The following is a 23,227-nucleotide window of genomic DNA, read 5'->3' on the forward strand; positions in this document are numbered from 1 at the left end:
CAACGAGACGGCGCCGTGCACGACAATACCTATCTTCCCGATCACTTCTTGCACTATATTGCGGCCATCATGCCGGCTCATCTCTCCATGGATGAATTCGTAGCCAGTTGTCGGCGGCCGCTGCGGCGCAGCATCCGGGTCAACACGCTGAAGATATCTGTCTCCGACTTTGTGATGCAGATGCAGCCACTTGGCTGGCAATTCGATGCCGTTCCCTGGTGCGAGACCGGTTTCTGGTTGACCCGGGCCGATGAGTCCGTGCCCCTTGGCAATACGGCAGAGCACCTGAGCGGCCTCTTTTATATTCAGGAAGCGAGCTCCATGTTGCCGGTGACGGCGCTATTTGCCAGCGATCAGGTCAAGCGAGATGGCATGCTGCTGGATGCGGCGGCCGCCCCTGGTTCCAAGACCACCCAGATCGCGGCCTTGATGAACAACCAGGGCATGCTGGTTGCCAATGAATATTCCAGCAGTCGGCTCAAGGTGCTGAGTGCCAACATCCAGCGCTGTGGCGTTACCAATGTGGGCATGACTCACTTCGATGCCAAGGTGTTTGGCCAGTGGTTGCCGGAGACCTTCGATGCCATCTTGCTCGATGCACCCTGCTCCGGTGAAGGGACGGTGCGCAAAGATGAAGATGCCTTGCGCAACTGGAGTATCGAGAGCATCGACGAGATTGCGGCGGTGCAGCAAGGGTTGCTGGAGAGCGCCTTTCACGCCCTTAAACTCGGCGGCGTGCTGGTCTACTCCACTTGCACCTTGAGCCAGCAGGAGAATCAGGCGGTCTGTCAGTCTCTGCTGGACAAGTTCGGCGATGCCCTGACCGTTGATTCGCTGGCCGACCTGTTCCCCAATGCGGAGCAGGCCTGTACGCCCGAAGGATATCTGCACGTTTGGCCCCAGATCTTCGACAGTGAAGGCTTTTTCGTCGCCAGATTGCGCAAGCATCACTCTGTGCCCAACACCATGTTCAAGCCGGGTAAACTCGGCAAGTTCCCCTTCTCGCCACTGCTGGCCAAAGAGGCTGAGCCCATGTTGCGCGAGATTGAAGCCAATTTTGGTGTGGTGCCCCAAGGTCAGCTGTTTGGTCGCAATGACGAGATCTGGCTCTTCCCTCACCTGTTTGGGCAGGTGCAGGGCAAGCTGCGTTTCGATCGCATCGGCATCAAGCTGGCTGAGACCTTCAAGAAGGGCTATCGCCTTACCCATGAGTGGGCGCTGGCCTATGGCGACAAGGCGACACAAGGGGTTGTCGAACTCGACAGTGCCAATGCGCGAGAATTCATGATGGGGCGGGACGTCTGGCCCGAGCAGGAGGCAGGCACTGGCGAGGTGATCGTTCGTTATCAGGGGCATACCCTGGGCATGGGGAAGTGGGTCGGTAGCCGGGTCAAGAACGCCCTGCCCCGTGAGCTGGTGCGCGACAACAATCTGTTCGGTGCATAAGCGCCGCGCCTGATCGAGTCTGGAAAACCCACACTTCGGTTGAACTTTTATTCGGATCTTGAAAAGCCTTGAACCTTGTCTAAGCTTAAGGCTATCCGAACACCAGTTAGCGCACGGCTCTGCAAAGAGCCAATTCCCCTATGCCAGGTACAAGGAATTCGTACCTGGCTTTTTTTATGTCCGGACGTTCTTTCACTCAAGCACATCCGCCATCTCTTTCTCAACCTGGGGTTGGGATGACAACTCATGCTGATAGAGCAGATCGATCGCCTGCTCGATGAGCGAAGCCTGACTGTCTTCAAGGTGCATCCCCAATTCCTGTAACCGCTCGGCGTGACGATTGCTTATCCAGCACTGCAACCGGCTATGGGTTTCCTGCTTGCGTTTCACATGCTGGCGCTGTCGTTCGGCATTGTTGTGTGGGGCTGCCGCTTGGGGCTCATTCACATTTATTTCCTGGCTCATATGACCTTGCAATGTTCTGTTTTAATGTTTGTTATCTCTAACCTGTGGTGCATTGTTGCCTGAACAAGAAAGCTCTCCCCTCCCATCAGGCACTTTGGCAAAGCGCGATAAATATATCATCAGATCAACAAGATATAATTTAACATAAGAAATGCAGTGACGCGGAGTGTCACAACAAGCCATCCAGTGCGTGATCGGAGAACTTGTGGGCATAGTCGAAATACTCCTGCAGGGTACGCATGTCCTTGTGGCGAGTCACCTCAATGATCTTGTTCATGGGCTTGCCGGCGGTGACGGCCGAGGTGATGAATCCCCGTCGCAGGCTGTGGCCACTGACATAAAGATCGTCGATGGCCTGGCCGGTGCGCCGCTTGATCATCAGGTTTATCCCCTGAGGGCCGAGAGGTTCCGACATAAGCTGACCCCAGCGGTTCATGCGACGAAACAGCGCGCCCTCACCGATCCGGCTTTTTTTAAGCCAGGTGTGCAGCGCCGAGACGGGGCAATACTGCTTGCCAGGAATGAGCGCTATCTCGGTTTCATGGAGCTGATGTTTGCTCGGCTTGAGGCGAAGCCGGATCCCCTGCCCCACAAAATCGAGATCGCTGACCTCGATTCTGGCCGCCTCCGAGCGGCGCAAGGCACCACTGAACATCAACAGCAGCAGAGTGTGATCCCGTAAACCGGCCAGGTTGGAGGTGTCGATTTCATCGAGTACCCTGGCCAGCGGTTGCAGGGTCAGCGCCCCCGTCTTGCGCTTGCGGTTATCACCAAGACGCACTATGCCACGCATCATCTCCTTGATTTCAGCATGCTCGGTCGGCATGGGATGAATGCCTTTCTGCTTGAAGGCGTAGCGGATCCCGGCCAGTCGCCTGACCAGGGTCGCAGGTTTACGTGGTTCACCGTTGCGCAGCTCCCCTTTCCCTTCCTCTTTATCCAGCCACACCCAGTCCGCCAATATGCCATCGGCCTGATCCGCCAGAAAATTCATGATGTCGTGATGAGTGGTTTGCAGCGGGTCAAGCCCGTGGAGCTGGCACCAGAATACAAAAATACGGGTATCAGCCTGATAGGCATTGAGAGTGGAATCCGCTTTGGCACTGCGCAAGAAGCGTCTCGCCCGACTATTGAGCTGAGGATCGAACACAGTCTGCAATGACTGATAAACAGGGGGTGAAACAGTTGGATAAGCCACGTAAGTCTATGATTTAATGCGGAGTTTGAGAGGATCTTACAGAATTTTTCATATACATCAAGTATCGATAATGAATATTATCGATACTTATAGAATCTCTAATTAAACCACCTGAACCTCGATGCTCACCTGCAGCAACATCATCTGTAATAAACAAGTTTATCAACGACGTCATCTCGCTGACATTCAATGATCTGTGAGAGATAACAAGTGGCATGGCAGTGATAACGAGGGGAAGTTGTGCGGATGATTTTAACTAAAGAGGCCCCTTTATCCGGGGCCTAGTCGTTTATTTTTTTGCCAACTTGAACAGTTCAAAGAAGTTTCGGCTGGTCACCTCTGCCAACTCGGTCAGCGGCATCTGACGAAGGTCGGCAATAAACTGGGCAACATCTCGCACAAAGGCAGGTTCGTTCTCCCTCCCCCTATGAGGCACAGGGGCGAGATAAGGAGAGTCTGTTTCAACCAGCAAGCGTTCCAGCGGCAACGCCTTGACCACGGCTTGTAGCGCGGATGCATTCTTGAAGGTCGCTATGCCGGAAATGGAAATATAAAAGCCCATCTCCATCGCGGCCTGGGCCATCTCCAGGGATTCGGTGAAACAGTGCAGCACACCGCCCACCAGGTCCGCCCCCTCTTCACGCATGATCTGCAGGGTATCTTGCTGGGCATCACGGGTGTGAATGATCAGCGGCTTGTTCAAGGTACGAGCGACCCGGATGTGTTCGCGGAAGGAGGCTTGCTGCACCTCCTTGTTCTCCGGCGAGTAGAAGTAGTCGAGCCCGGTTTCCCCTATGGCCACCACTCTTTCATCGCTGGCCTGCGTCAGCAACAGCTCGGCATCGACACCGGGTTCCTGATTGAGCGGATGCACGCCACAGGAAGCAAACACCTGGGGATAAGGGGCGATCGCCGCCAGCATGGTCGGAAACTGTGCCTGGGTGACACTTACACACAGAAAGTATCCCACGTCCTGCTGCGCAGCCTTGGCCAGCACGTCGGCCATGTCGGTCTGCTTGCTGCCATAGCTGAGGCGATCGAGGTGGCAATGGGAGTCAATGAGTAACATAAAGAACCTTTGCGTCTTGTCCGATTTATAACCAGCGGCTGAGCCAGTTCATCAGATGAATGGTGGAATTGGAGAGCTGGCCAGGTTGGCAGGCGGCCTTGAGCGCCACGAGCTGCTGCTCCGCCTCCAGCAACTTTTCGCTGGAGTTGCCCTCGGCCAGCTGCTGACTGAGGGCCGCCAGATCCGGCATCGCCAGCTGATGATGACCACAGCCGGCCTGAGTCTTGAGTGCATCGCACAAAAACAGCTGCAACCAGTGCAGCCTGACCTGAGTTTCATCCGCCAGCTGGCTGCAGACATGGGTGGCCCGAGTCGGGGTCAGTGGCAGTGAGACGAAACTCTCCAGCAACTCCCGGCGTTTGCCATCCTGCTGCTCTTCGATGTAATGCAGCACCCGCAGCGGGGCTCCCTGGCAGATCCGCACCTGAGCCAATGTGGCCTGGTGACCCTGTTCGGCCAGCCAGCGCACCGTCTCCCCTTCCGTCGGCAACTGGCAGACGTGCTTGTGACAGCGGCTCAGGATAGTGGGCAACAGACGGGAAACCTGGGAGGCAATCAGCAGCAAGAGACTATCGCCGGCCGGCTCTTCCAATGTCTTCAGCAAGGCGTTGGCAGCGGACTCCGTCATGCGCTCCGCATCCGGAATGATCACCACCTTGCCCCGGCCAAGCTGGGCCGAGTTCTGCAAGCGGGCACAGATCTCGCGAATAGCTTCGACCCCTATGGTCTTGCTGTCGACTGTAACGGTACCAAGATCCGGGTGATGTCCCTTGTCAAACAGCTGGCACGAGTGGCACTGGCCACAGGGCTCTCCGCGATCCGGCAGCTGGCAGAGGTGCAAGCGCGCCAATCGTTCTGCAAGCTGTTCCTTGCCAAGACCCGGATCGCCGAGCAGCAACCAGGCATGGCCCAGCCGACCGGCCTGGGCCGTCTGGCTCAGGGCATGCCAATCCGGGATCAGCCAGGGATACATACGTGCTCGTTCGACAAGTAGTGGTCCAGTGCGGCCTCGATGGCCGTTTTGACCTGATCCGGAGTTTGTCCGGCATCGATCACCCGGATGGAATCATCCTTGGCGGCCAGTTCGAGATAACGACTGCGAGTGCGCTCGAAGAAGCTGAGCTGCTCCAGTTCGATCCTGTCCAGCTCGCCACGATGACGGGCTCGCTGTAAACCAAGGGCAGGATCGATATCGAGATAGAGGGTGAGATCCGGTTTGAAGTCACCGAGCACCGCCTGCTTGATGGCGCCGATGAGCCCCGCATCGATGCCACGCCCGCCGCCCTGATAGGCCTGGGAGGAGAGATCGTGGCGATCCCCCACCACCCAGCGCCCCTCAGCCAGAGCCGGCTTGATCCGGGTCTCGACCAGCTGCACCCGGGAAGCATACATAAGCAGCAGCTCGGCTTCGATGGTAAGGCGCTCGTCGTGCACCTCCTTGACGATGGCGCGCATCCGCTCGGCCAGCGGGGTTCCCCCAGGCTCACGGGTGCATTCGATCTGGTCGATGCCGTGGCGTTGTAGATAATCGGTAACATAACGTACCGCGGAGCTCTTCCCTGCCCCTTCCAGTCCTTCAATCACGATAAATTTAGACATTAGGGTTTCTTCAATATGTATTCGCGAACCGCCCGATTGTGTTCATCGAGGGTCTTGGAGAAATAGTGGGCACCGCCTCCTTTGGCGACGAAATAGAGATAGTCGGTCGACTTGGGGTTGAGGGCCGCTTCGATGGAAGCCTTGCCGGGCATGGCGATGGGCGTAGGCGGCAGGCCATCGATCACATAGGTGTTGTACGGATTCACGTCCGTCAGATCGCTGCGGCGGATATTGCCATCGTAACGATCCTTGACCCCGTAGATGACGGTAGGATCTGTCTGCAGCTTCATGCCAAGACGCAAGCGGTTGACGAACACGGAGGCGATCTGCGCCCGCTCGTCCGGCTGGCCCGTCTCTTTTTCGATGATGGAAGCCATGATCAGCGCTTCATAAGGGGTCTTGTAGGGCAGATTGGCCTGGCGCTTGTCCCAGCTTTGTTGCAGGAAGGCTTTCATGTCCTGATAAGCGCGACGCAGTATGGAGATGTCGCTGGCATGGGTGGTGTAGGCGTAGGTCTCCGGCAGGAACCAGCCCTCCAGTTTGCCATTGTCGATACCAAGCTCGTGAGCCAGATCGGCTTCAGATTGCTCCACAGTCAGCCGCTCCAGATAGGGCGCGCCGGAGAGCTGCTTCAGCCAGTCCTCAAAACGGGAGCCCTCGACGAAGGTGAGGCTGAAATGAAACTCCTTTCCCGATGCAAACAGAGAGAGGGTCTCTTTAAGTGGCGCCCCTTCCTTGATCTCGTAGGTACCGGATTTGATGGCAACCAGCTCGGGGTGACCGCGCAGCCAAAGCCGCACGGCCCAGGGACTGGTTTCCCCCTCCCCCAGCTCGGCGATCAGGCGCGCAGCATGGGCCCCTTTCTCAACGGTAAAGAGGCGTGTCGGCCCCTTGTTGGTGAGCGTCTCCACCTGCTGCCACTTGTGATATACATAGCCCCCGGCCACGGCAACTGTCAGCGCCGCGCCCGCGAGCAGGGTGTAAAGCCGATTAAACTTCAATGACCAAACGCTCCTGTAAACGGCGGATCAATACCGGGCTCGGATACTGAGTATCCCCAATGCCGGTCACCGGCACTATGCCCATCAGGGTATTGGTCAGCCATACCTCTTCGGCCTGCCACAGTGACTCCAGCGGAGCCTCCACGACACGCAGTTCAATACTCATCTGTTTTAGCATCGCCATCACATGGCGCCGCATGATGCCATCAATACCGCAGTGGGAAAGATCCGGTGTAAACACCGTCTTGCCACGGCGCCAAAACAGATTGGCACTGACACCTTCTACCAGAAATCCCCGACTGTTCAAGACTATACCTTCGACTCCCGAACGCGCCGCAAGTTCGCTTTTCAGCAAGACCTGTTCCAGCCGGTTCAGGGTCTTGAGTCCCGCCAGCATGGGGGCATCGCCGAGCCGTTGCTGGCAAACCAGCAGGGGAATGCCGTTTTGCTGCCAACTCTGATAATGGCTCGGGTAATCGGCAAGGGAGACGATACGGGTAGGCGCCTCACAGGCACTGCCGTCATAACCGCGCCCGCCAGTTCCCCTGGTCAGCATCACCTTGGCGACAGCCTGCGTCTGGCCGGCAGCCAATTGCGCCACCTCCCGGGTCAAGGTTGACCAGTCCATTCCGGCAAATCCGAGTCTGGCGCTGGCCTGCTGCAGCCGTGCCAGATGGGCAGACCACCAGACAACCTGACCGTTTCTGACCAGCATGGTGGTGAAATGACCATCCCCATAGGCCAGCCCACGATCCCTGGCGGACACAGCATCTGTCTGCATTCCATTGATAAGCAAAAGGATCCCTCCGATAAAAAAGGCCCGATACCGGCAGTATCGGGCCCGAGTCATCCGCCCTGGGGCGAATTATACGCGTTTGAAGATCAGTGAGCCATTGGTGCCGCCAAAACCGAACGAGTTGGACAAGGCATACTCAAAGTGACCAGGTTTGGCTACGTGGGGCACCAAATCCAGATCGCACTCGTCATCCGGATTGTCCAGATTGATGGTGGGTGGTGCCACCTGATCACGCAGCGCCAGCACTGTGATGATGGCTTCGATAGCACCCGCCGCCCCCAGCAAATGGCCGGTCATGGACTTGGTGGAGCTGATCATCAGGGCGCTGGCATGCTCGCCAAACACCTGCTTCATGCCGCGCAGCTCGGCCACATCACCCAAGGGGGTAGAGGTGCCGTGGGCGTTGATGTAGCCGATCTGCTCGGGAACGATACCGGCATCCTTGATGGCATTTTTCATGGCGCGCGCGCCACCGCTGCCGTCAGAGGGAGGTGCCGTCATATGATAAGCATCGCCACTCATGCCAAAGCCAACCAGCTCGGCATAGATCTTTGCGCCACGGGCCTTGGCGTGTTCATACTCTTCCAGTACCAGTACACCGGCGCCATCACCTAGCACAAAACCGTCGCGATCCTTGTCCCACGGGCGACTCGCCTTCTGGGGCTCGTCGTTGCGGGTAGAGAGTGCCTTGGCCGCCGCAAAACCGCCCATTCCCATGGGGGTAGAAGCCTTTTCGGTACCGCCGGCTACCATCACGTCCGCATCACCGTAGGCGATCATGCGGCCAGCCATGCCGATGGCATGGGTGCCTGTGGTACAAGCAGTAGTCACCGCTATGTTGGGGCCTTGCAGTCCCTTCATGATGGAGAGATGACCGGACACCATATTGATGATGGTAGAAGGCACGAAGAAGGGGCTCAGCTTGCGCGGGCCACCGTTGATCAGGCTAGTATGGTTCTGTTCGATAAGACCCAGACCGCCGATACCGGAACCTATGGCCACACCGACCCGCTCTGCATTGTCTTCATTGACAACCAGACCCGCATCATCGAGCGCCTGGATCCCCGCCGCCACGCCGTACTGGATGAAGAGATCCATCTTGCGGGCTTCTTTGCGGTTGATACCGTACTGTTCAGGATCAAACTCTTTGACCTGGCCTGCGAAACGAGTCGCAAACTCGCTGGCATCAAAATGTTCGATAGGAGAAATGCCGCTCTGCCCGTTGAGCAGGGCTTGCCAGCTGGATTCGGCAGTGTTGCCCACCGGGGAAAGCATCCCCAAGCCGGTCACCACGACTCTGCGTTTTGACACTGAGGTAGTCTCCGAGAGGTATTTTGAAAGGGAGTAAACATAAAAGAAGCGGCCCTTGGGCCGCTTCTTTCAGAACAGGAACTTATTCCTGATTAGCGGTGATGTAATCGATAGCCGCTTGAACAGTGGTGATCTTCTCGGCTTCTTCATCAGGAATTTCGGTATCGAATTCTTCTTCCAGCGCCATTACCAGTTCAACGGTATCCAAAGAGTCAGCGCCCAGGTCGTCGACGAAGGAGGCAGCGTTCTTGATGTCTTCCTCTTTAACACCCAGTTGTTCGATGATGATTTTCTTTACGCGTTCTTCGATGTTGCTCATGACCTGAATTTTCCTTTAAAAATACGCTATTGCGTCTGGTTGGGGTAGTTTATTCAATTAACGTCAGTTTGCAAGTAGCTTGCCTCTGGTCAAACCACGAAATTCGCCAAACTTCGGCGTACTATCGCAAATTTGAACAGATCTCACGACAAATTGATTACACCATGTACATCCCGCCGTTAACATGCAGGGTTTCGCCAGTGATATAGGCGGCATCATCCGACGCCAAGAATACCACAGCTGCGGCAATTTCTTTTGGATCACCCAAACGGGCTGCTGGCACCTGATTCATGATGCCGGCACGTTGTTCGTCATTCAGTGCCCGGGTCATGTCGGTCTCGATAAAACCGGGCGCAACCGCATTCACTGTAATACCACGGGATGCCACTTCCCGAGCCAACGATTTGGTAAAGCCAACCAGACCCGCCTTGGCGGCTGCATAGTTGACCTGGCCTGCATTGCCCATGGTTCCGACCACGGAGCCGATGCTGATAATCCGGCCATGACGCTTCTTCATCATGGCGCGCAATACTGGCTTGCTCAGACGATAGAGGGAAGTCAGGTTGGTGTCGATGATTTCATTCCACTCGTCATCTTTCATACGCATCAACAGGTTGTCGCGGGTGATGCCGGCATTGTTGATCAGGATATCGATGTCGCCGAAACGCGCCTTGATGGCCGCGAAAACAGTCTCGATGGATTCAGGACTGGTCACGTTCAGTGCCATGCCACAACCCTGCTCACCCAGATAGGCGCTGATAGCCTCTGCGCCGCTGTCGCTGGTCGCTGTGCCGACGACTTTTGCGCCACGGGCCGCAAATGTCTCGGCAATCGCACGGCCGATACCACGACTGGCACCGGTCACCAACACAACCTTATCGGTAAAACTCATTATCTGCTCCTGTTTACTTGGACTGGGCCAGCGCCAGCTCGAAAGAGGCTACATCGTTGGCATGGATACCTTCCACGCGCTTGTCGATGCGCTTGGCCAGCCCGGTCAATACCTTGCCCGGCCCCATCTCGATCTCGAGGGTGACACCTTCATTGGCCATCCGCTCCACCGTCTCGGTCCAACGGACCGGACTGAACAGCTGACGCACCAGCGCTTGCTTGATGGCGGCCGGATCCTGTTCACAGGATACGTCGACATTATTGATGACTGCGATGGTTGGAACCTTGATCTCGATCCCGTCCAGCGCAGCCGCCAGTTTTTCTGCGGCAGGTTTCATCAGTGCACAGTGAGATGGCACAGAGACCGGCAGCGGCAATGCCCGCTTGGCGCCAGACTCTTTCATCAGTACGTTTGCGCGCTCAACCGCTTCCTTGTGACCGGCGATCACCACCTGGCCCGGGGAGTTGAAGTTGACCGGAGAGACCACCTGACCTTGCGCCGCTTTTTCGCAGTTGGCGGCGATGGCTTCGTTATCCAGACCTATGATGGCCGCCATGGCACCGGTCCCTTCCGGTACGGCTTCCTGCATGGCCAAACCACGCAGTTCAACCAGTTTGACCGCATCGGCGAAATCCAGCGCGCCGCTGCACACCAGTGCTGAGTACTCACCCAGACTGTGGCCGGCCATCATGGCGGGGGTCGCCCCACCCTGCTGTTGCCACAGACGCCACAGGGCGACGGAAGCTGTCAGCAACGCGGGCTGGGTGCGCCAGGTTTTGTTCAGATCTTCAACCGGACCATCCATGACCAGGGCAAACAGGTCATAACCCAGCACCTGGCTCGCCTCGGCGAAGGTTTCCTTGATCACGGCGTGTTGCTCGGCCAGCTCGGCCAGCATGCCAACGGCTTGGGAGCCTTGTCCCGGGAAGGCAATGGCAAATTGGGTCATCATTGATTCCTTTAAGGTAAGACAAAACGAAATCGGTCACGGGATGATGCCTTGGCGCCATCCCGCTGAAGATCAGAGGCGGATCAGCGCCGAACCCCAGGCGAAACCACCGCCGAAGGCCTCCAGCAGTACCAGCTGGCCCGGTTTGATCCGGCCGTCACGCACCCCTTCATCAAAGGCAATGGGCACGGAGGCAGCAGAGGTGTTGCCGTGTTTGTCGAGGGTCAGCACCACTTTATCGAGGCTCATGCCGAGCTTCTTGGCGGTCGCGCTGATGATGCGGAAGTTGGCCTGATGCGGCACCAGCCAGTCGAGTTCGCTCGGCGCTATGCCAGCGGCTGCCAGCGTCTCGGTCACGATCTCGCTCAGCCGCGTCACCGCGACCTTGAACACATCGTTGCCCTTCATATACATGTAGGCTTCGAGCTCGGCGCCCGGCATGCCGCGACGAGGGTGCGGCAACTTGAGCAGATCGCCATAACGGCCATCGGCATGAAGGTGCGTAGACAGGATCCCAAGTGTCTCGCTTGCGCCAACAATCACAGCCCCTGCCCCGTCGCCAAACAGTATAATGGTGCCGCGATCTTGCGGGTCACACATGCGGGACAGCACATCGGCGCCAACAACCAGCACATGGCGGGCGGCCCCGGACTTGACGAACTGATCGGCAATGGAGAGCGCATAGGTGAAACCGGCGCAGGCGGCTGCCACGTCAAATGCAGGAATGCCTGGCACACCGAGTAATCCCTGCAGCTCGCAGGCGGCAGCCGGGAAGGCGTTTTCGGCGCTGGTGGTAGCCAGCACTATCATGTCGAGATCGGCAGCGGTCAGACCCGCAGCTTCCAGGGCGCGCAGGGCGGCCTGGTGAGACAGGGTGGCGACAGTTTCGTCGGCACCGGCAATACGGCGTTCACGGATCCCGGTACGTTCCACGATCCACTCATCACTGGTTTCAACCATTTGCTCGAGATCGGCGTTGGTACGCACTGAACTCGGCAGATAACTGCCAGTACCCAGAATTTTGCTATGCATAGAGTTCTTATAGATCCCTGTCGGAAAAGACAGATTCAAGGCGATCTGCTATTTGCAATGGAAGTTGATGCTTGGCCTCTTGTGCGGCCAGCAGGATCGCATTACACAGAGCGTGCCGTTCGGCTCGCCCATGGCTTTTTACCACAATGCCGCGCAATCCTAACAGACTTGCACCGTTATACTGGTCGGGGTTCAGGTAAGAAAAACGTCGTTTGAACATAAATCCGGCGAGTCGGCCAAGAAAACTGCGTTTTTTGCGGGGATATCCGGCCAGCTGGGCCATCATCCGCACTACCCCTTCCGCCGTTTTGAGGGCGACATTGCCAACAAAACCATCGCAGACAATAACATCACACTCGCCGCTGAAGATGCGATCCCCCTCGACAAAGCCAACGAAATTGAGTGCGCTGCACTGACGGAGCAACTCTGCGCTGTGACGCACCAGGTCATTGCCCTTTATCTCCTCTTCCCCCACGTTGAGCAAGGCAACCCGGGGCGACGCAATGCCTTCAACCTTTTCGGCCACCACCGACCCCATCACAGCGAACTGCAACAGGGTGTCGGCATCGCAGCTGACATTGGCGCCGAGATCCAGCATCACGGTACGCTTGCCGCTCAAGGTCGGCAGCGCCTTGATGAGCGCAGGTCTGTCGACACCGGGCAAGGATTTGAGCACACACTTGGCCATGGCCATCAGGGCACCGGTATTACCGGCACTGACGCAGGCATCGGCCTCACCGGCTTTCACCAGATTAAGCACAACCCGCATGGAGGAGTCTTTCAGAGTTCTCAGCGCCACGATCGGCTTGTCGCCCATGCCAACCACTTGGGATGCATGTACGAAACGAACGCGAGGATGAGTCAGCAAGCCATGTTGCTGCAATAAGGCAGTGGTCTGGTGTTGATCACCAACCAGAATGAGTTTTAGCTGGGGCAAAAGAGACAGTGCCTGCACAACGGCAGGCACTGTTTCCGAGGGGCCAATATCTCCCCCCATTATGTCTAGCGCGACAGTTTGCGTAGACAAAGGCAATCCTTAAGCGATTACCTTTTTACCGCGGTAGAAACCATCGGCAGTCACATGGTGACGACGATGAATTTCACCACTGGTCTGATCAACAGTCAGAGCTGCACTGGTCAGCGCATCGTGTGAACGACGCATGCCACGCTTGGCACGGGTTTTACGGTTCTGTTGTACGGCCATTGTAGGCTAACTCCTAGATTCACTTACGTTTAAGCTCTTCAAGAACTGCAAAGGGATTCGGCCGCTCATCAGCAGGTTCGATATCACCCCAAGTCATGTCCATGTTACCGCGAGGGCACGCATCCATTGGATGCATTGCCACCTGAGGCAACGAGAGGATGAGTTCATCCTCCAGAACTTGATGAAGATCTATCTCGCCGTTTTCGTCCAACTCAATGGGCTCATAAGCTTCCGGCAGTTCTTCCTCGTTTGTTTTTTCAAACAGCGGAGTGTAGATAAAATCAGCTTCACAAAGGTGCTCGAATGTCTCTCCACAACGCTGGCAAACCAGGTCAACCTTGGCATGGGCAGTGCCTTTCATAACGGTCAACTTCTGGACATCTTTGCCAAAGTGCAGTGATACATCAACATCACTCTGCAAGCCTGCGGTTGATTCCTCCAGCCTGGGCATCTGCGACTTTTCCACTATCCCGACATAGTCGAGCAGCTTCAAGGCATTACGGACTGGATCAACCTTAACGGGCAACTTCACCTTTTGCATAGGGCGCGAATATTATAGGTCCAACAACTGATAGTCAAAGGAAAAAGTCCTTACCGCCGATGATTTTAACCATACAATTCCCTGAGATGCCGGGACTTGTTCTCATCGGTGGCTGATTATGCCATAAACAGCAGGATCCTACACAGGATCCTGTCCGGATTTACTGCCACCCAGAATGGCAACCCAAGTGCCATCCTCATCATTGCTGGTCCAGCATGGAAACCTCATCGGAGATTTGCCCAGCTCACGGCGTGGCGATACCATCGGCACCTGACTGCATCAAATCAGGACATCACAACACAATGCCAACACAGCTTATCCTCGCCTCCACGTCCCGCTATCGCAAAACCCTGTTGGAAAAACTCGGCCTTCCCTTTGAATGTGCAGCACCCGAGGTGGATGAATCTCCCCTGCCCGGCGAATCTGCCGAGGCATTGGTGGCGCGGCTGGCCTATGCCAAGGCGAACGCCATTGCCAACCAGCGTGATCAGGGCTTGATCATAGGGTCCGATCAGGTGTGTGTCTGCGACGGTCAGATCCTGGGCAAGCCGGGCACGGTGGAGAAGGCGGTGGCACAACTGATGGCCGCACGGGGCCGCAGCATTACCTTTTATACCGGCCTGTGCGTACTGGATGCCGCCAGCGGCAAAGCAGAACAGCTGGTGGAGCCCTTCACTGTGCACTTCCGCACTCTGGATGAGACCGCCATTCGCCGCTACGTGGCAGCGGAGATGCCCCTTGATTGCGCGGGCAGCTTCAAATGTGAAGGTATGGGGATAGTGCTGTTCAAGGGGCTGGAGGGGCGCGATCCCAACTCTCTGATCGGCCTGCCCCTGATCGGCCTGATCGAGCTGCTGGAACGCCACGGCCTCGCCCTGCCCTGACGGGAATGGCCTATCCACGACGAGCCAAACGAACAACGGGAGCCAAGGCTCCCGTTTCGTCATCTATTCAACTGGCATATGGCAAGACTAACCCAGCAGCAGCTTCAACTCGTCCATGGTATCGACGACCGCAAGCGGATCATGTGTCTGCAAGCGCTTCTTGTCGTGCACACCCCAGCTTACGCCGATCCGCGGCATGGCGAGCGCTTCTGCCATCGCCATGTCGTGGATGGAGTCACCGATCATCACTGCCTGATGGGAAGCAAAGCCCAGCTCATCCAGAATTTGCGTCAACATCAAAGGATCGGGTTTGGAGTTGGCCTCATCCGCGCCACGGGTGGCAGCAAACAACGGCCGCAGGCCGGTATCATCCAGCACCCGATCCAAGCCGCGTCGAGACTTACCCGTCGCCACCGCCAGCGCAATTCCCTGCCCGTGCCAGTGGTGCAGCAGCGCACTCGCCCCGACAAAAAGCGGGCTGGGCGTGCCATCATGCACATAATGGTGACGATAGCGGGCGATCAGGGCGTTGGCCCGCTCGCCCCCCGGCGCCAGGTCAAACAGCAGTGGAATGCCGACCTCCAGGCTGAGCCCTATTATCTGATGTGTCTGCACCGCAGTGGGCACCGGCTCGCCGCAATCGCGCGCCGCCCCCGCGACGCAGGCAACAATCCGCCCCACCGAGTCCATCAGGGTACCGTCCCAGTCGAAAATGGCGAGTCGGATAGCCTTCATCAGCGTGCCAACTTGTTGAGGAAATTGTCGAGCTCAGGCGCGAGCGGTGCCTCGATCAGCACCTCGCGGCCATCAACCGGATGAGTGAATGTCAGCTTCCAGGCGTGCAAAAATAGCCGTTTCAGCCCTTGGCTGCGCATTTTATCGTCAAAGGCTGCTTCCCCATACTTGTCATCACAGGCAATGGGATGACCTGCATGCTGGGTATGGACCCGGATCTGGTGGGTACGCCCCGTGATCGGGCTGCACTCGACCAGGGTCGCCTCGGCAAATTGACGGGCGATGCGGAAACGGGTTTCGGATGGCTTGCCATCACTGCTGACCCGCACAACCCGTTCACCGGATTGCAGATCGTTCTTGCGCAGCGGCGCATTGACCACCTTGACGTGGGGCTGCCATTGGCCGCGTACCAGCGCCAGATACTGTTTGCGCATGGTCTTGATCCGCAGTTGCTCGTGCAGGCTGCGCAGGGCGCTGCGCTTCTTGGCAACCAGCAGTACGCCTGAGGTGTCGCGATCCAGCCGATGCACCAGCTCCAGGAAGCGAGCGTCCGGGCGCAGGGCGCGCAGCCCCTCTATGACGCCGAAACTCAGACCGCTGCCACCGTGCACGGCCATGCCGGACGGTTTGTTGAGCACTATCATGGCGTCGTCTTCAAACAGGATCTGGCTCTCCAGACGCTGGATGCTGCCAAGGTTGGCAGAGGGCAGTTCATTCTTCTCGGCAACCCGCACGGGGGGAACCCGCACCTCGTCGCCCGGGCAGAGTTTGTATTCCGGTTTGATGCGCTTTTTATTGACGCGCACTTCCCCTTTTCGAAGGATGCGATAAATCAGGCTCTTGGGGACGCCCTTTAGCTGAGTCTTGAGAAAATTGTCGATGCGCTGCCCTTCATGCTCAGCTTCGATGGTGAGCAGCTGCACTTGTTGTTGTATCTGTGTCATGGCGCGGATTTTAACACCGCCGGCGCCCCTTGGCTGCATGCTTTGTTGAAAAATGGCGCCTTGCTATAAAAGTGGTTTAAATGGGATAATAAACAAGGTTTTGTCATTGTGTTCAAGCCTTGTACTAAGTGGCCAATATTTATGCCACCCAATCCCAAAACACCGTGTATATAAGAACATGACGGTTCCCGGGTGCGAGGTACAACGCATGGAGAACACAAGCAGAACCGATTATTTGTCTCCACATCGGCATCCTTAATTCATGCCTTTCGAGAAGGCCGAACCAGAGCGCCCTTAGTTTGCGCCTCATGCATACCCCAACCGGGAGGTTGCCCAAGTATGCTGAAGACCCGAGGCCGGCGCCGGCAGGATCCTGTGGAGGAAATCAAAATGACAAAATAACGAGAACTCAATGAAAAGAATGCTAATCAACGCGACTCAGGAAGAGGAGTTGCGCGTAGCGCTGGTTGACGGACAACAGCTCTACGATTTGGATATTGAAAGTCCGGGCCATGAGCAGAAAAAAGCGAACATCTACAAGGGTAAGATCACCCGCGTAGAACCCAGTCTCGAAGCTGCTTTTGTCGACTACGGCGCTGAACGCCACGGTTTCCTGCCGTTAAAGGAAATCGCCCGCAATTACTTCCCCTCCGGTTATTCCTATCAGGGTCGTCCCAACATCAAAGAAGTGGTCCGCGAAGGCCAGGAAGTGATCGTCCAGATCGATAAAGAAGAGCGTGGCACCAAGGGTGCAGCCCTCACCACCTTTATCAGCCTGGCCGGTAGCTACCTGGTGCTGATGCCGAACAATCCCCGTGCAGGCGGTATCTCCCGCCGCATTGAGGGCGATGAACGGACAGAACTGAAAGAAGCCCTGAGTGGACTGACAGTGCCGGACGGCATGGGCCTCATCGTGCGTACCGCCGGTGTGGGCAAATCCCCGGAAGAGCTGGAATGGGATCTCAACGTTCTGCTCAACCACTGGGACTCCATCCACAAGGCGTCACAGGACCGAACTGCTCCCGTGCTTATCCACCAGGAAAGCAACGTGATAGTACGTGCCATTCGTGACTACCTGCGTCGCGATGTAGGCGAGATCCTGATCGACGACCCTGTCATCTTTGAACGTGCCCGTGCTCACATCGAGCTGGTTCGTCCCGATTTCCTCAACCGCGTGAAGCTGTACAAGGGTGAAGTTGCCCTGTTCAACCACTTCCAGATTGAGAGCCAAATCGAGTCGGCCTTCCAGCGCGAAGTGCGCCTGCCCTCCGGCGGCAGCATAGTCATAGACCCGACCGAAGCACTGACCTCCATCGATATCAACTCCTCCCGCGCCACCAAGGGCGGCGATATCGAAGAGACGGCGCTGCAAACCAACCTGGAAGCGGCCGATGAAATTGCCCGTCAATTGCGTCTGCGCGACCTGGGTGGTCTGATCGTCATCGACTTCATCGACATGACGCCGGTTCGCCATCAGCGCGAAGTGGAAAACCGTCTGCGTGAAGCGGTACATCAGGACCGCGCCCGCATCCAGCTGGGCCGTATCTCCCGTTTCGGTCTGCTGGAAATGTCCCGTCAGCGTCTGCGCCCCTCCCTCAACGAGTCCAGCAGTCATATCTGCCCCCGTTGCCAGGGCCAGGGGGTCATCCGTGACAACGAATCACTGGCCTTGTCCATTCTGCGTCTCATCGAAGAAGAGGCCATGAAGGACAACACAGAGCAGGTTCATGCTCAGGTGCCGGTTGATGTTGCCGCCTATCTGCTCAACGAGAAGCGCGCCTCCATCGCCAGTCTGGAACAGCGTAATGAAGTACGTCTGTACATCATTCCTAACCAGCACCTGGAAACCCCGCACTACGAAGTGACCCGCATCCGTCAGAACGAAATCCCGGAAGCGGCCAGCTACGAGCTGAAAACCGAGATTGCCAAGCCGGTCTACCAGCCGAAGCAGACTCAGGTGATCGAGCGTGAGCAACCGCTGCTGCAAGGCTTCGTCCAGGCACCTCAACCGGCTGCGCCGGCTGCAGTTGCTGCCCCCGTCGCGGCGCCAGCTCCCGTTGCCGCCAAAGCGGAAGCGGGTCTGTTTGGCAAACTGTTCAAGGCCATTTCAGGTCTGTTCGGTTCCGACGCAGCCCCTGCCGATGTCAAGGCCCCTGCCGAGAAACCGGCAGTGCAACGGGAAGCACGCAAGGACGAGGCTCATCGTCATCAGCGTGATGACACCCGTGGCCGTGGTCAGCGTCCCCGTCGTGACGACAACCGCAACAGCCGCAACACAGCTGAAGCGGGTGAGAAGCGCGAAGGCGCCGCCAGCCGCGAGGGTGGCGAAAGCCGCAACCGTCGTCCGCGCAAAGAGCGCGAACCTCGTCAAGAGCGTGAGCCCCGTCAGGAACGTGAAACTCGTACTGAAGTACGCAGCGAGCAGCGTGTGGAACGTGAGCCCCGCGAACCGCGTCAGGAACGTGAACCGCGTGCCCCGCGTCCGGCTCGTGAGCCCCGTGCACCGCGCGAGCCCCGTGCCGAGGCGGTCGTTGAAGCGGTAGAAATCGTTGAAACTGCCCTTGTCAGCGCCGAGCCACAGCAGGAAAAAGAGCAGAAAGTCGCCGAGCGCCGCGAACGTCGTCAACTGCGCAAGCAGATCCGTGCCGACGTACCGGCCAGCGATGTTGCTGTTGTGCCGACCGAGGCTCCCGTTGCTGTCGTGGCGGATGCCGTTGAGCAGAGTGACGAGCAGGCCGACGGCCAGCGTCGTTCCCGTCGCACCCCGCGCACTCAGCGTATCGAGGGTCAACGCCGCAAGCGCATCAACGAAGATGCCCGTAGCCAGCGTGATGATGACGATCAGCAGGCAGACACCGCAACCATGACCACAGCCGCCCAGGCGGATGCTGCTCAGGTGAAGGTGGAAGAGCCGGCTGTGCCTGTCGTCACCATCCCGAGCGCCGCTGCCATTGCCGCTGCCGTACAAGCCTCTTCCGCTCTGACCGAGCACGTAGTGGCAGAAGCCGTTGCCGAAGAAGCACGTGAGCAAGCAGAAGCCGCCGTAGCCGTAGTTGCAGCACCTGTCGTGACCGACACCGTTGCCGACGCTGACGTAGCCCCTGTTGCTGCCGAGCCGGTTGTGGCAGAGGCCGTGACTGCGCCAGTCGTTGCCGAAGTGACCCCCGTCATTGAAGCAGCACCTGTCGATGTCAAGACTACTGAGGTCGTTGCAGCAACGCCTGCTGATGAGGCCCCAGTTGTTACCGAAGCAGCCCCTGTTGCCGAAGCTGCGCCCATTGAGGCAGCTCCTGCTGTCATCGCAACTGCGCCGGTCGTGACTGCTGACGTTGCTGTGGTTGAACCGGTCGCTGAGCCTGCGGCTGAACAGCCTGTTGCCAAGGCAGCTGTTGCAGCCCCTGTGACCAAGCAGGTCAACAAGGGTGCCGGTCTGCTGGCCAGCGCTCGCAAGGCTTCAGCCCCGATGGCAACGCCTGCTGCGGCGCCAGCCCAGCCGGAGCGTGAGCCGGTAGAGCAAGCACCGCTGGTTCGCAGCGAAGTGGCAAGCTCTGGCCGTCATGCGGGCAGTACTGCTGCCGTCAATGTGGCAACCAGCCCGGCTGGTCGTCCTTGATTGCTGGCTAACTAGCCTGATAGAAAAAAGAGCCACACAGTGTGTGGCTCTTTTTTTATCCTCAATTCAGGTAGATGAGGCTCCCGCTGCAATATGCCCCCTGCTCTCCGGCATATAAGATTCCCCTGCCCCGCACCAGTCAGCTGGTGTCATCCCTTTGGCAACGCTAGCAAGCCCTTATTGCCTCTCCAGCCAGTTCGCTTCATTAGACAATGATGCCTGGCCCCGCGCTTATGATTGATGCTTGCCTGTCATCCCCCCTCTCTCTGACAAATGCGCTGGTTGAGCAAGAGTCCTGCACATGCCCTGCTCACCCTTGTCTACTCGTGTCTGTCTTGGGGCTAGCAGCAGAGACTCTGTTTAGCCAGGATGGATCCTCGTTACATCTGTCTCCCATATTCAGCCAGGATGGGTATCTGCCCCAGATGATGAGCACAGATGCCCCTCTTGCGCCCTGAGTATGTACCGTATGCTGACCCTTGATAACGGACAGCACAGAGTAGCAGCCCCCTGAGTGACGTCTGCAATGCACAGTTACTGTTGGCATGTGTTGCCGGGATAGGTATATCCATGTTGGATAGGCGGTGTTATTGGGTGAACAACGCATCTAGTTTGATGGCATACATAATATAACCAGGAAGCCCATCCTGTTTGGTCAACGCTTTGTATTGGTTCGAGACGAAGCAGACGGACTCTGATCCACAGCAATGAAAAAAGGGCCCGCAGGCCCTTCGTCAATCAGCAAGATTAGCTGTTATCAGCCGCCAAACAGATGGTGACTGATAAGGAACAGACCACCAGAGAGCAACATGGTCAGCGGCAGGGTCAGCACCCAGGCCATCAGTATGGTCTTGATGGTCTGGCTCTGCAGGCCGGATTTGTTCGCTACCATGGTCCCCGCTACCGCAGAAGAGAGGATATGGGTGGTGGACACTGGCATACCGGTCAAACTGGCAACACCGATGGACGCAGCCGCAGTGATCTGGGCGGCAATGCCCTGGCTGTATGTCATACCGGTGGCGCCTATCTTCTCACCCACCGTGTAGACGATACGACGCCAGCCTACCATGGTGCCGCAACCCAGCGCCAAGGCGATGGAGACGATGACCCAAGTCGGTGCATATTCAGCGGTCGCTGTCAGATCCTTGCGCCATTTGGCAAGGTCAGTCAGCTCTTTGGCCGGCAGCGGCAGCTTGGACACTTTGCGGGCTGTGTCGTCAATACACAGCAGCAGGCGACGCACTTCCCGACGATTGGTCAGGTCCATCTCTTCATAGGTACGCACAGCGCCCAGACGGGCATCCAGGGTTGCCATGTTTTGCAGCGTAGCGTCCGCAGAGCAATGGGTCATCAGCTCTTCCTGGGCCTGGGCAGGCACCTTGAAGTCCACGACCTGAGACACCAGCTCGTGGTTGCGCTGATAGATCTCCATGATGCGCTGGTTGGCATCCTGGGTGCGATCCAGTTCGTAGGAACGGCTGTTCATGTCCAATGCAAAATAGGCGGGGGCCATGCAGATCAACACCAGCATCACCAGACCAATGCCCTTCTGACCATCGTTGGAGCCGTGCACGAAGCTTACCCCCATGGCAGAAGCTACCAGGGTGAGGCGCGCCCAGAACGGCGGGTGCTTCTTGCCATCCACCAGCAAACGCTCTTCCGGAGTTTTGTGGATCTTGCTGCCCAGCCAGACTCGTTTCATGGCAAACAGCAACAGGGCTGCCACGATGAAGCCCACGGTCGGCGAGATGATCAGGGAAAGCATGATGTCGATGGCTTTGGCGACGTTGATGCCCTGAGTCAGCGGCTGATGGTTGAGCCAGGCATAGGCACCGCCTACCCCCAGAATGGAACCGATCAGTGTGTGAGAACTGGAAGCCGGAATGCCCAGGAACCAGGTCCCCAGATTCCAGACAATGGCGGAAAACAGCAGGGAGAACACCATGATCAAACCCTGGGTGGAATCCATGCCCAACAGCAAATCAATCGGCAGCAAATGGACAATGGCATAGGCCACGCCCAGACCGCCGAACATGACGCCAAAAAAGTTGAAGATCCCGGATGCGACTACCGCCAGGTGAGCCGGCATCGCTTTGGTGTAGATAACCGTTGCTACCGCGTTAGCGGTATCGTGAAAGCCATTGATAAATTCATAGGCAAGCACAAAAAAAACGGCCAATACCAAACCGATTGACCACCACAAACCCAAACCACTAAACATTTCAAACATACAAAACGAACCTGTTTATGAGTTGCGGCGGATTATGCCAGAAGGCTGGCGGTGCCATACCCGTTGTTGAAATATTTCAGTAAGAAAAAAAAAGGGCATTCAGTAGGGAAATAGCTTAGAGCCAGTCTCCATGCGGCTTGTCTTTGATTAATTAAACAAACTTGAGCTGACAAAAACAGTTCCCAAACGGGGACAATTCATCACATTCAGGCAGCGCAAGACAGATTTTCTATCGGTTACAGCGTCAATTCTCGGCCGACCGACACCTGATAATGGAGACATAAGGGCAAGCAATGAGCCCGCTCCCCTGCCCCAACCACTTGGGTCTCCTGCACGCTGTCACTGGGCATAATGGCAAGCCCAACAGCAAGGGGCGCCATGGGCGCCCCTCTTTCAACACTCTGCAAGTATGGATATCAATCCTGGTTGATGCGGCTGGCAACGGCGCCCTGCTGGCTCTTGTACTTGGCGTTTTCCCGCTTGTTGTAAGGGCGGGCGGCTGGGCCGGAGAGCATCTCGAAGTTCAAGGCACCGATTTTCATCTTGGGGCGCAGCGCCAGCGGCAGTTTGCCGCCGTTGTAGAACTCCAGCACGATACGACCAGACCAGCCCGGATCGATCCGGTGCGCGGTGACGTGCACCATCAGACCGAGACGAGCCAGGGAGGAGCGGCCATCCAGCCAGCCGACAATATCCGCAGGCAAGGTGACGGATTCATAGGTCACCGCCAGCGCCAGCTGGCCCGGGTGCAGATAAAAGGCTTCGCCATCCGGAATGTGGATCTCGTCGCTCATCACCCGATCGATGGCGTCGGCCATCTCGCTGTTCGGGCCGCTCAAATCAATATAGGGAGCGGTATGATCACGAAATACCCGAAATTCGTTGCCCAGCAGCACATCGACGCTGACGCCGCTGATCCGCTCAACACCGGGCCTTGGCTCAATGACGATCTTGCCCTCATCCAGATGACGTTCAATATCGGTATCACAAAGACGCATT

The 23,227-nt window shown here is 57.2% G+C and carries 22 protein-coding genes; 3 read left to right on the forward strand and 19 right to left on the reverse strand.

Going from position 1 to position 23,227, the window contains the following annotated elements:
* Positions 1-15 precede the first annotated feature (15 nt).
* Positions 16-1,446, forward strand: a complete 1,431-nt coding sequence (gene rsmF, locus OKC28_RS08275; RefSeq protein ID WP_256688330.1) for a 16S rRNA (cytosine(1407)-C(5))-methyltransferase RsmF — start codon at positions 16-18, stop codon at positions 1,444-1,446.
* 192 nt (positions 1,447-1,638) lie between these two features.
* Here rsmF and OKC28_RS08280 read toward each other — a convergent pair whose 3' ends face one another.
* From OKC28_RS08280 to yceD, 15 genes are all read right to left on the reverse strand, one after another.
* Positions 1,639-1,911: a RepB family protein gene (locus tag OKC28_RS08280; protein ID WP_005311516.1), complete on the reverse strand. Its 273-nt coding sequence runs from the start codon at positions 1,909-1,911 to the stop codon at positions 1,639-1,641.
* 169 nt (positions 1,912-2,080) lie between these two features.
* Positions 2,081-3,109: a site-specific integrase gene (locus tag OKC28_RS08285; protein ID WP_034523632.1), complete on the reverse strand. Its 1,029-nt coding sequence runs from the start codon at positions 3,107-3,109 to the stop codon at positions 2,081-2,083.
* A gap of 289 nt (positions 3,110-3,398) precedes the next feature.
* Positions 3,399-4,178 (reverse strand): TatD family hydrolase, encoded by a 780-nt coding sequence (locus OKC28_RS08290; RefSeq protein WP_256688327.1) that lies wholly within the window; start codon positions 4,176-4,178, stop codon positions 3,399-3,401.
* Between the two features lie 25 nt (positions 4,179-4,203).
* Complete coding sequence (gene holB / locus OKC28_RS08295) at positions 4,204-5,151, reverse strand: DNA polymerase III subunit delta' (RefSeq protein ID WP_256688326.1); 948 nt, start codon at positions 5,149-5,151, stop codon at positions 4,204-4,206.
* Positions 5,136-5,777, reverse strand: a complete 642-nt coding sequence (gene tmk, locus OKC28_RS08300; protein ID WP_059112037.1) for a dTMP kinase — start codon at positions 5,775-5,777, stop codon at positions 5,136-5,138. Before tmk ends, holB begins: the two co-directional genes overlap by 16 nt.
* Entirely contained in the window at positions 5,777-6,778 is a 1,002-nt protein-coding gene (mltG, locus tag OKC28_RS08305; protein ID WP_021138904.1) for an endolytic transglycosylase MltG, read from the reverse strand. The genes tmk and mltG overlap by 1 nt, the downstream gene beginning before the upstream one ends.
* Entirely contained in the window at positions 6,768-7,628 is an 861-nt protein-coding gene (gene pabC / locus OKC28_RS08310) for an aminodeoxychorismate lyase (protein ID WP_256688324.1), read from the reverse strand. Before pabC ends, mltG begins: the two co-directional genes overlap by 11 nt.
* Before the next feature lie 15 nt (positions 7,629-7,643).
* On the reverse strand, positions 7,644-8,885 hold the full coding sequence (fabF, locus tag OKC28_RS08315) for a beta-ketoacyl-ACP synthase II (RefSeq protein ID WP_219592345.1): 1,242 nt from the start codon (positions 8,883-8,885) through the stop codon (positions 7,644-7,646).
* Positions 8,886-8,967: 82 nt separating this feature from the next.
* Complete coding sequence (gene acpP, locus OKC28_RS08320; protein WP_270688685.1) at positions 8,968-9,204, reverse strand: acyl carrier protein; 237 nt, start codon at positions 9,202-9,204, stop codon at positions 8,968-8,970.
* A gap of 157 nt (positions 9,205-9,361) precedes the next feature.
* Positions 9,362-10,096, reverse strand: coding sequence for a 3-oxoacyl-ACP reductase FabG (gene fabG / locus OKC28_RS08325; protein ID WP_219615690.1), 735 nt, complete (start codon positions 10,094-10,096; stop codon positions 9,362-9,364).
* Between the two features lie 13 nt (positions 10,097-10,109).
* Positions 10,110-11,045, reverse strand: coding sequence for an ACP S-malonyltransferase (gene fabD, locus OKC28_RS08330; RefSeq protein ID WP_034281768.1), 936 nt, complete (start codon positions 11,043-11,045; stop codon positions 10,110-10,112).
* A 72-nt stretch (positions 11,046-11,117) separates the two neighbouring features.
* Positions 11,118-12,077: a beta-ketoacyl-ACP synthase III gene (locus OKC28_RS08335; RefSeq protein WP_256688323.1), complete on the reverse strand. Its 960-nt coding sequence runs from the start codon at positions 12,075-12,077 to the stop codon at positions 11,118-11,120.
* 7 nt (positions 12,078-12,084) lie between these two features.
* On the reverse strand, positions 12,085-13,104 hold the full coding sequence (gene plsX, locus OKC28_RS08340) for a phosphate acyltransferase PlsX (protein ID WP_011898705.1): 1,020 nt from the start codon (positions 13,102-13,104) through the stop codon (positions 12,085-12,087).
* A gap of 9 nt (positions 13,105-13,113) precedes the next feature.
* Positions 13,114-13,281: a 50S ribosomal protein L32 gene (gene rpmF / locus OKC28_RS08345; protein WP_005311492.1), complete on the reverse strand. Its 168-nt coding sequence runs from the start codon at positions 13,279-13,281 to the stop codon at positions 13,114-13,116.
* 19 nt (positions 13,282-13,300) lie between these two features.
* A complete protein-coding gene (gene yceD, locus OKC28_RS08350) occupies positions 13,301-13,822 on the reverse strand; it encodes a 23S rRNA accumulation protein YceD (protein ID WP_005311491.1) in 522 nt (173 codons plus the stop codon).
* 302 nt (positions 13,823-14,124) lie between these two features.
* Here yceD and OKC28_RS08355 point away from each other — a divergent pair, with 302 nt between their 5' ends.
* Positions 14,125-14,706, forward strand: a complete 582-nt coding sequence (locus tag OKC28_RS08355; RefSeq protein ID WP_256688322.1) for a Maf family protein — start codon at positions 14,125-14,127, stop codon at positions 14,704-14,706.
* 87 nt (positions 14,707-14,793) lie between these two features.
* Here the strand turns inward: OKC28_RS08355 and OKC28_RS08360 are convergent, their stop codons facing one another.
* Together OKC28_RS08360 and rluC are read right to left on the reverse strand one after the other, a co-directional pair.
* Positions 14,794-15,441, reverse strand: coding sequence for an HAD family hydrolase (locus tag OKC28_RS08360; RefSeq protein WP_234595760.1), 648 nt, complete (start codon positions 15,439-15,441; stop codon positions 14,794-14,796).
* A complete protein-coding gene (gene rluC, locus OKC28_RS08365; RefSeq protein ID WP_202864462.1) occupies positions 15,441-16,385 on the reverse strand; it encodes a 23S rRNA pseudouridine(955/2504/2580) synthase RluC in 945 nt (314 codons plus the stop codon). The genes OKC28_RS08360 and rluC overlap by 1 nt, the downstream gene beginning before the upstream one ends.
* Positions 16,386-16,797: 412 nt before the next feature.
* On the opposite strand from rluC, the gene rne reads away from it, so the two are divergent.
* Positions 16,798-19,998, forward strand: coding sequence for a ribonuclease E (rne, locus tag OKC28_RS08370; protein ID WP_270688692.1), 3,201 nt, complete (start codon positions 16,798-16,800; stop codon positions 19,996-19,998).
* Positions 19,999-20,755: 757 nt separating this feature from the next.
* On the opposite strand, the gene OKC28_RS08375 is transcribed toward rne, so the two are convergent.
* Together OKC28_RS08375 and dcd are read right to left on the reverse strand one after the other, a co-directional pair.
* Entirely contained in the window at positions 20,756-22,228 is a 1,473-nt protein-coding gene (locus OKC28_RS08375) for an inorganic phosphate transporter (RefSeq protein ID WP_042467361.1), read from the reverse strand.
* A gap of 416 nt (positions 22,229-22,644) precedes the next feature.
* On the reverse strand, positions 22,645-23,226 hold the full coding sequence (dcd, locus tag OKC28_RS08380; RefSeq protein ID WP_005311470.1) for a dCTP deaminase: 582 nt from the start codon (positions 23,224-23,226) through the stop codon (positions 22,645-22,647).
* Between the last annotated feature and the right edge of the window lies 1 nt (position 23,227).

It is taken from the genome of Aeromonas sp. D3, assembly GCF_027705025.1.
Taxonomy (GTDB): Bacteria; Pseudomonadota; Gammaproteobacteria; order Enterobacterales; family Aeromonadaceae; genus Aeromonas; species Aeromonas salmonicida.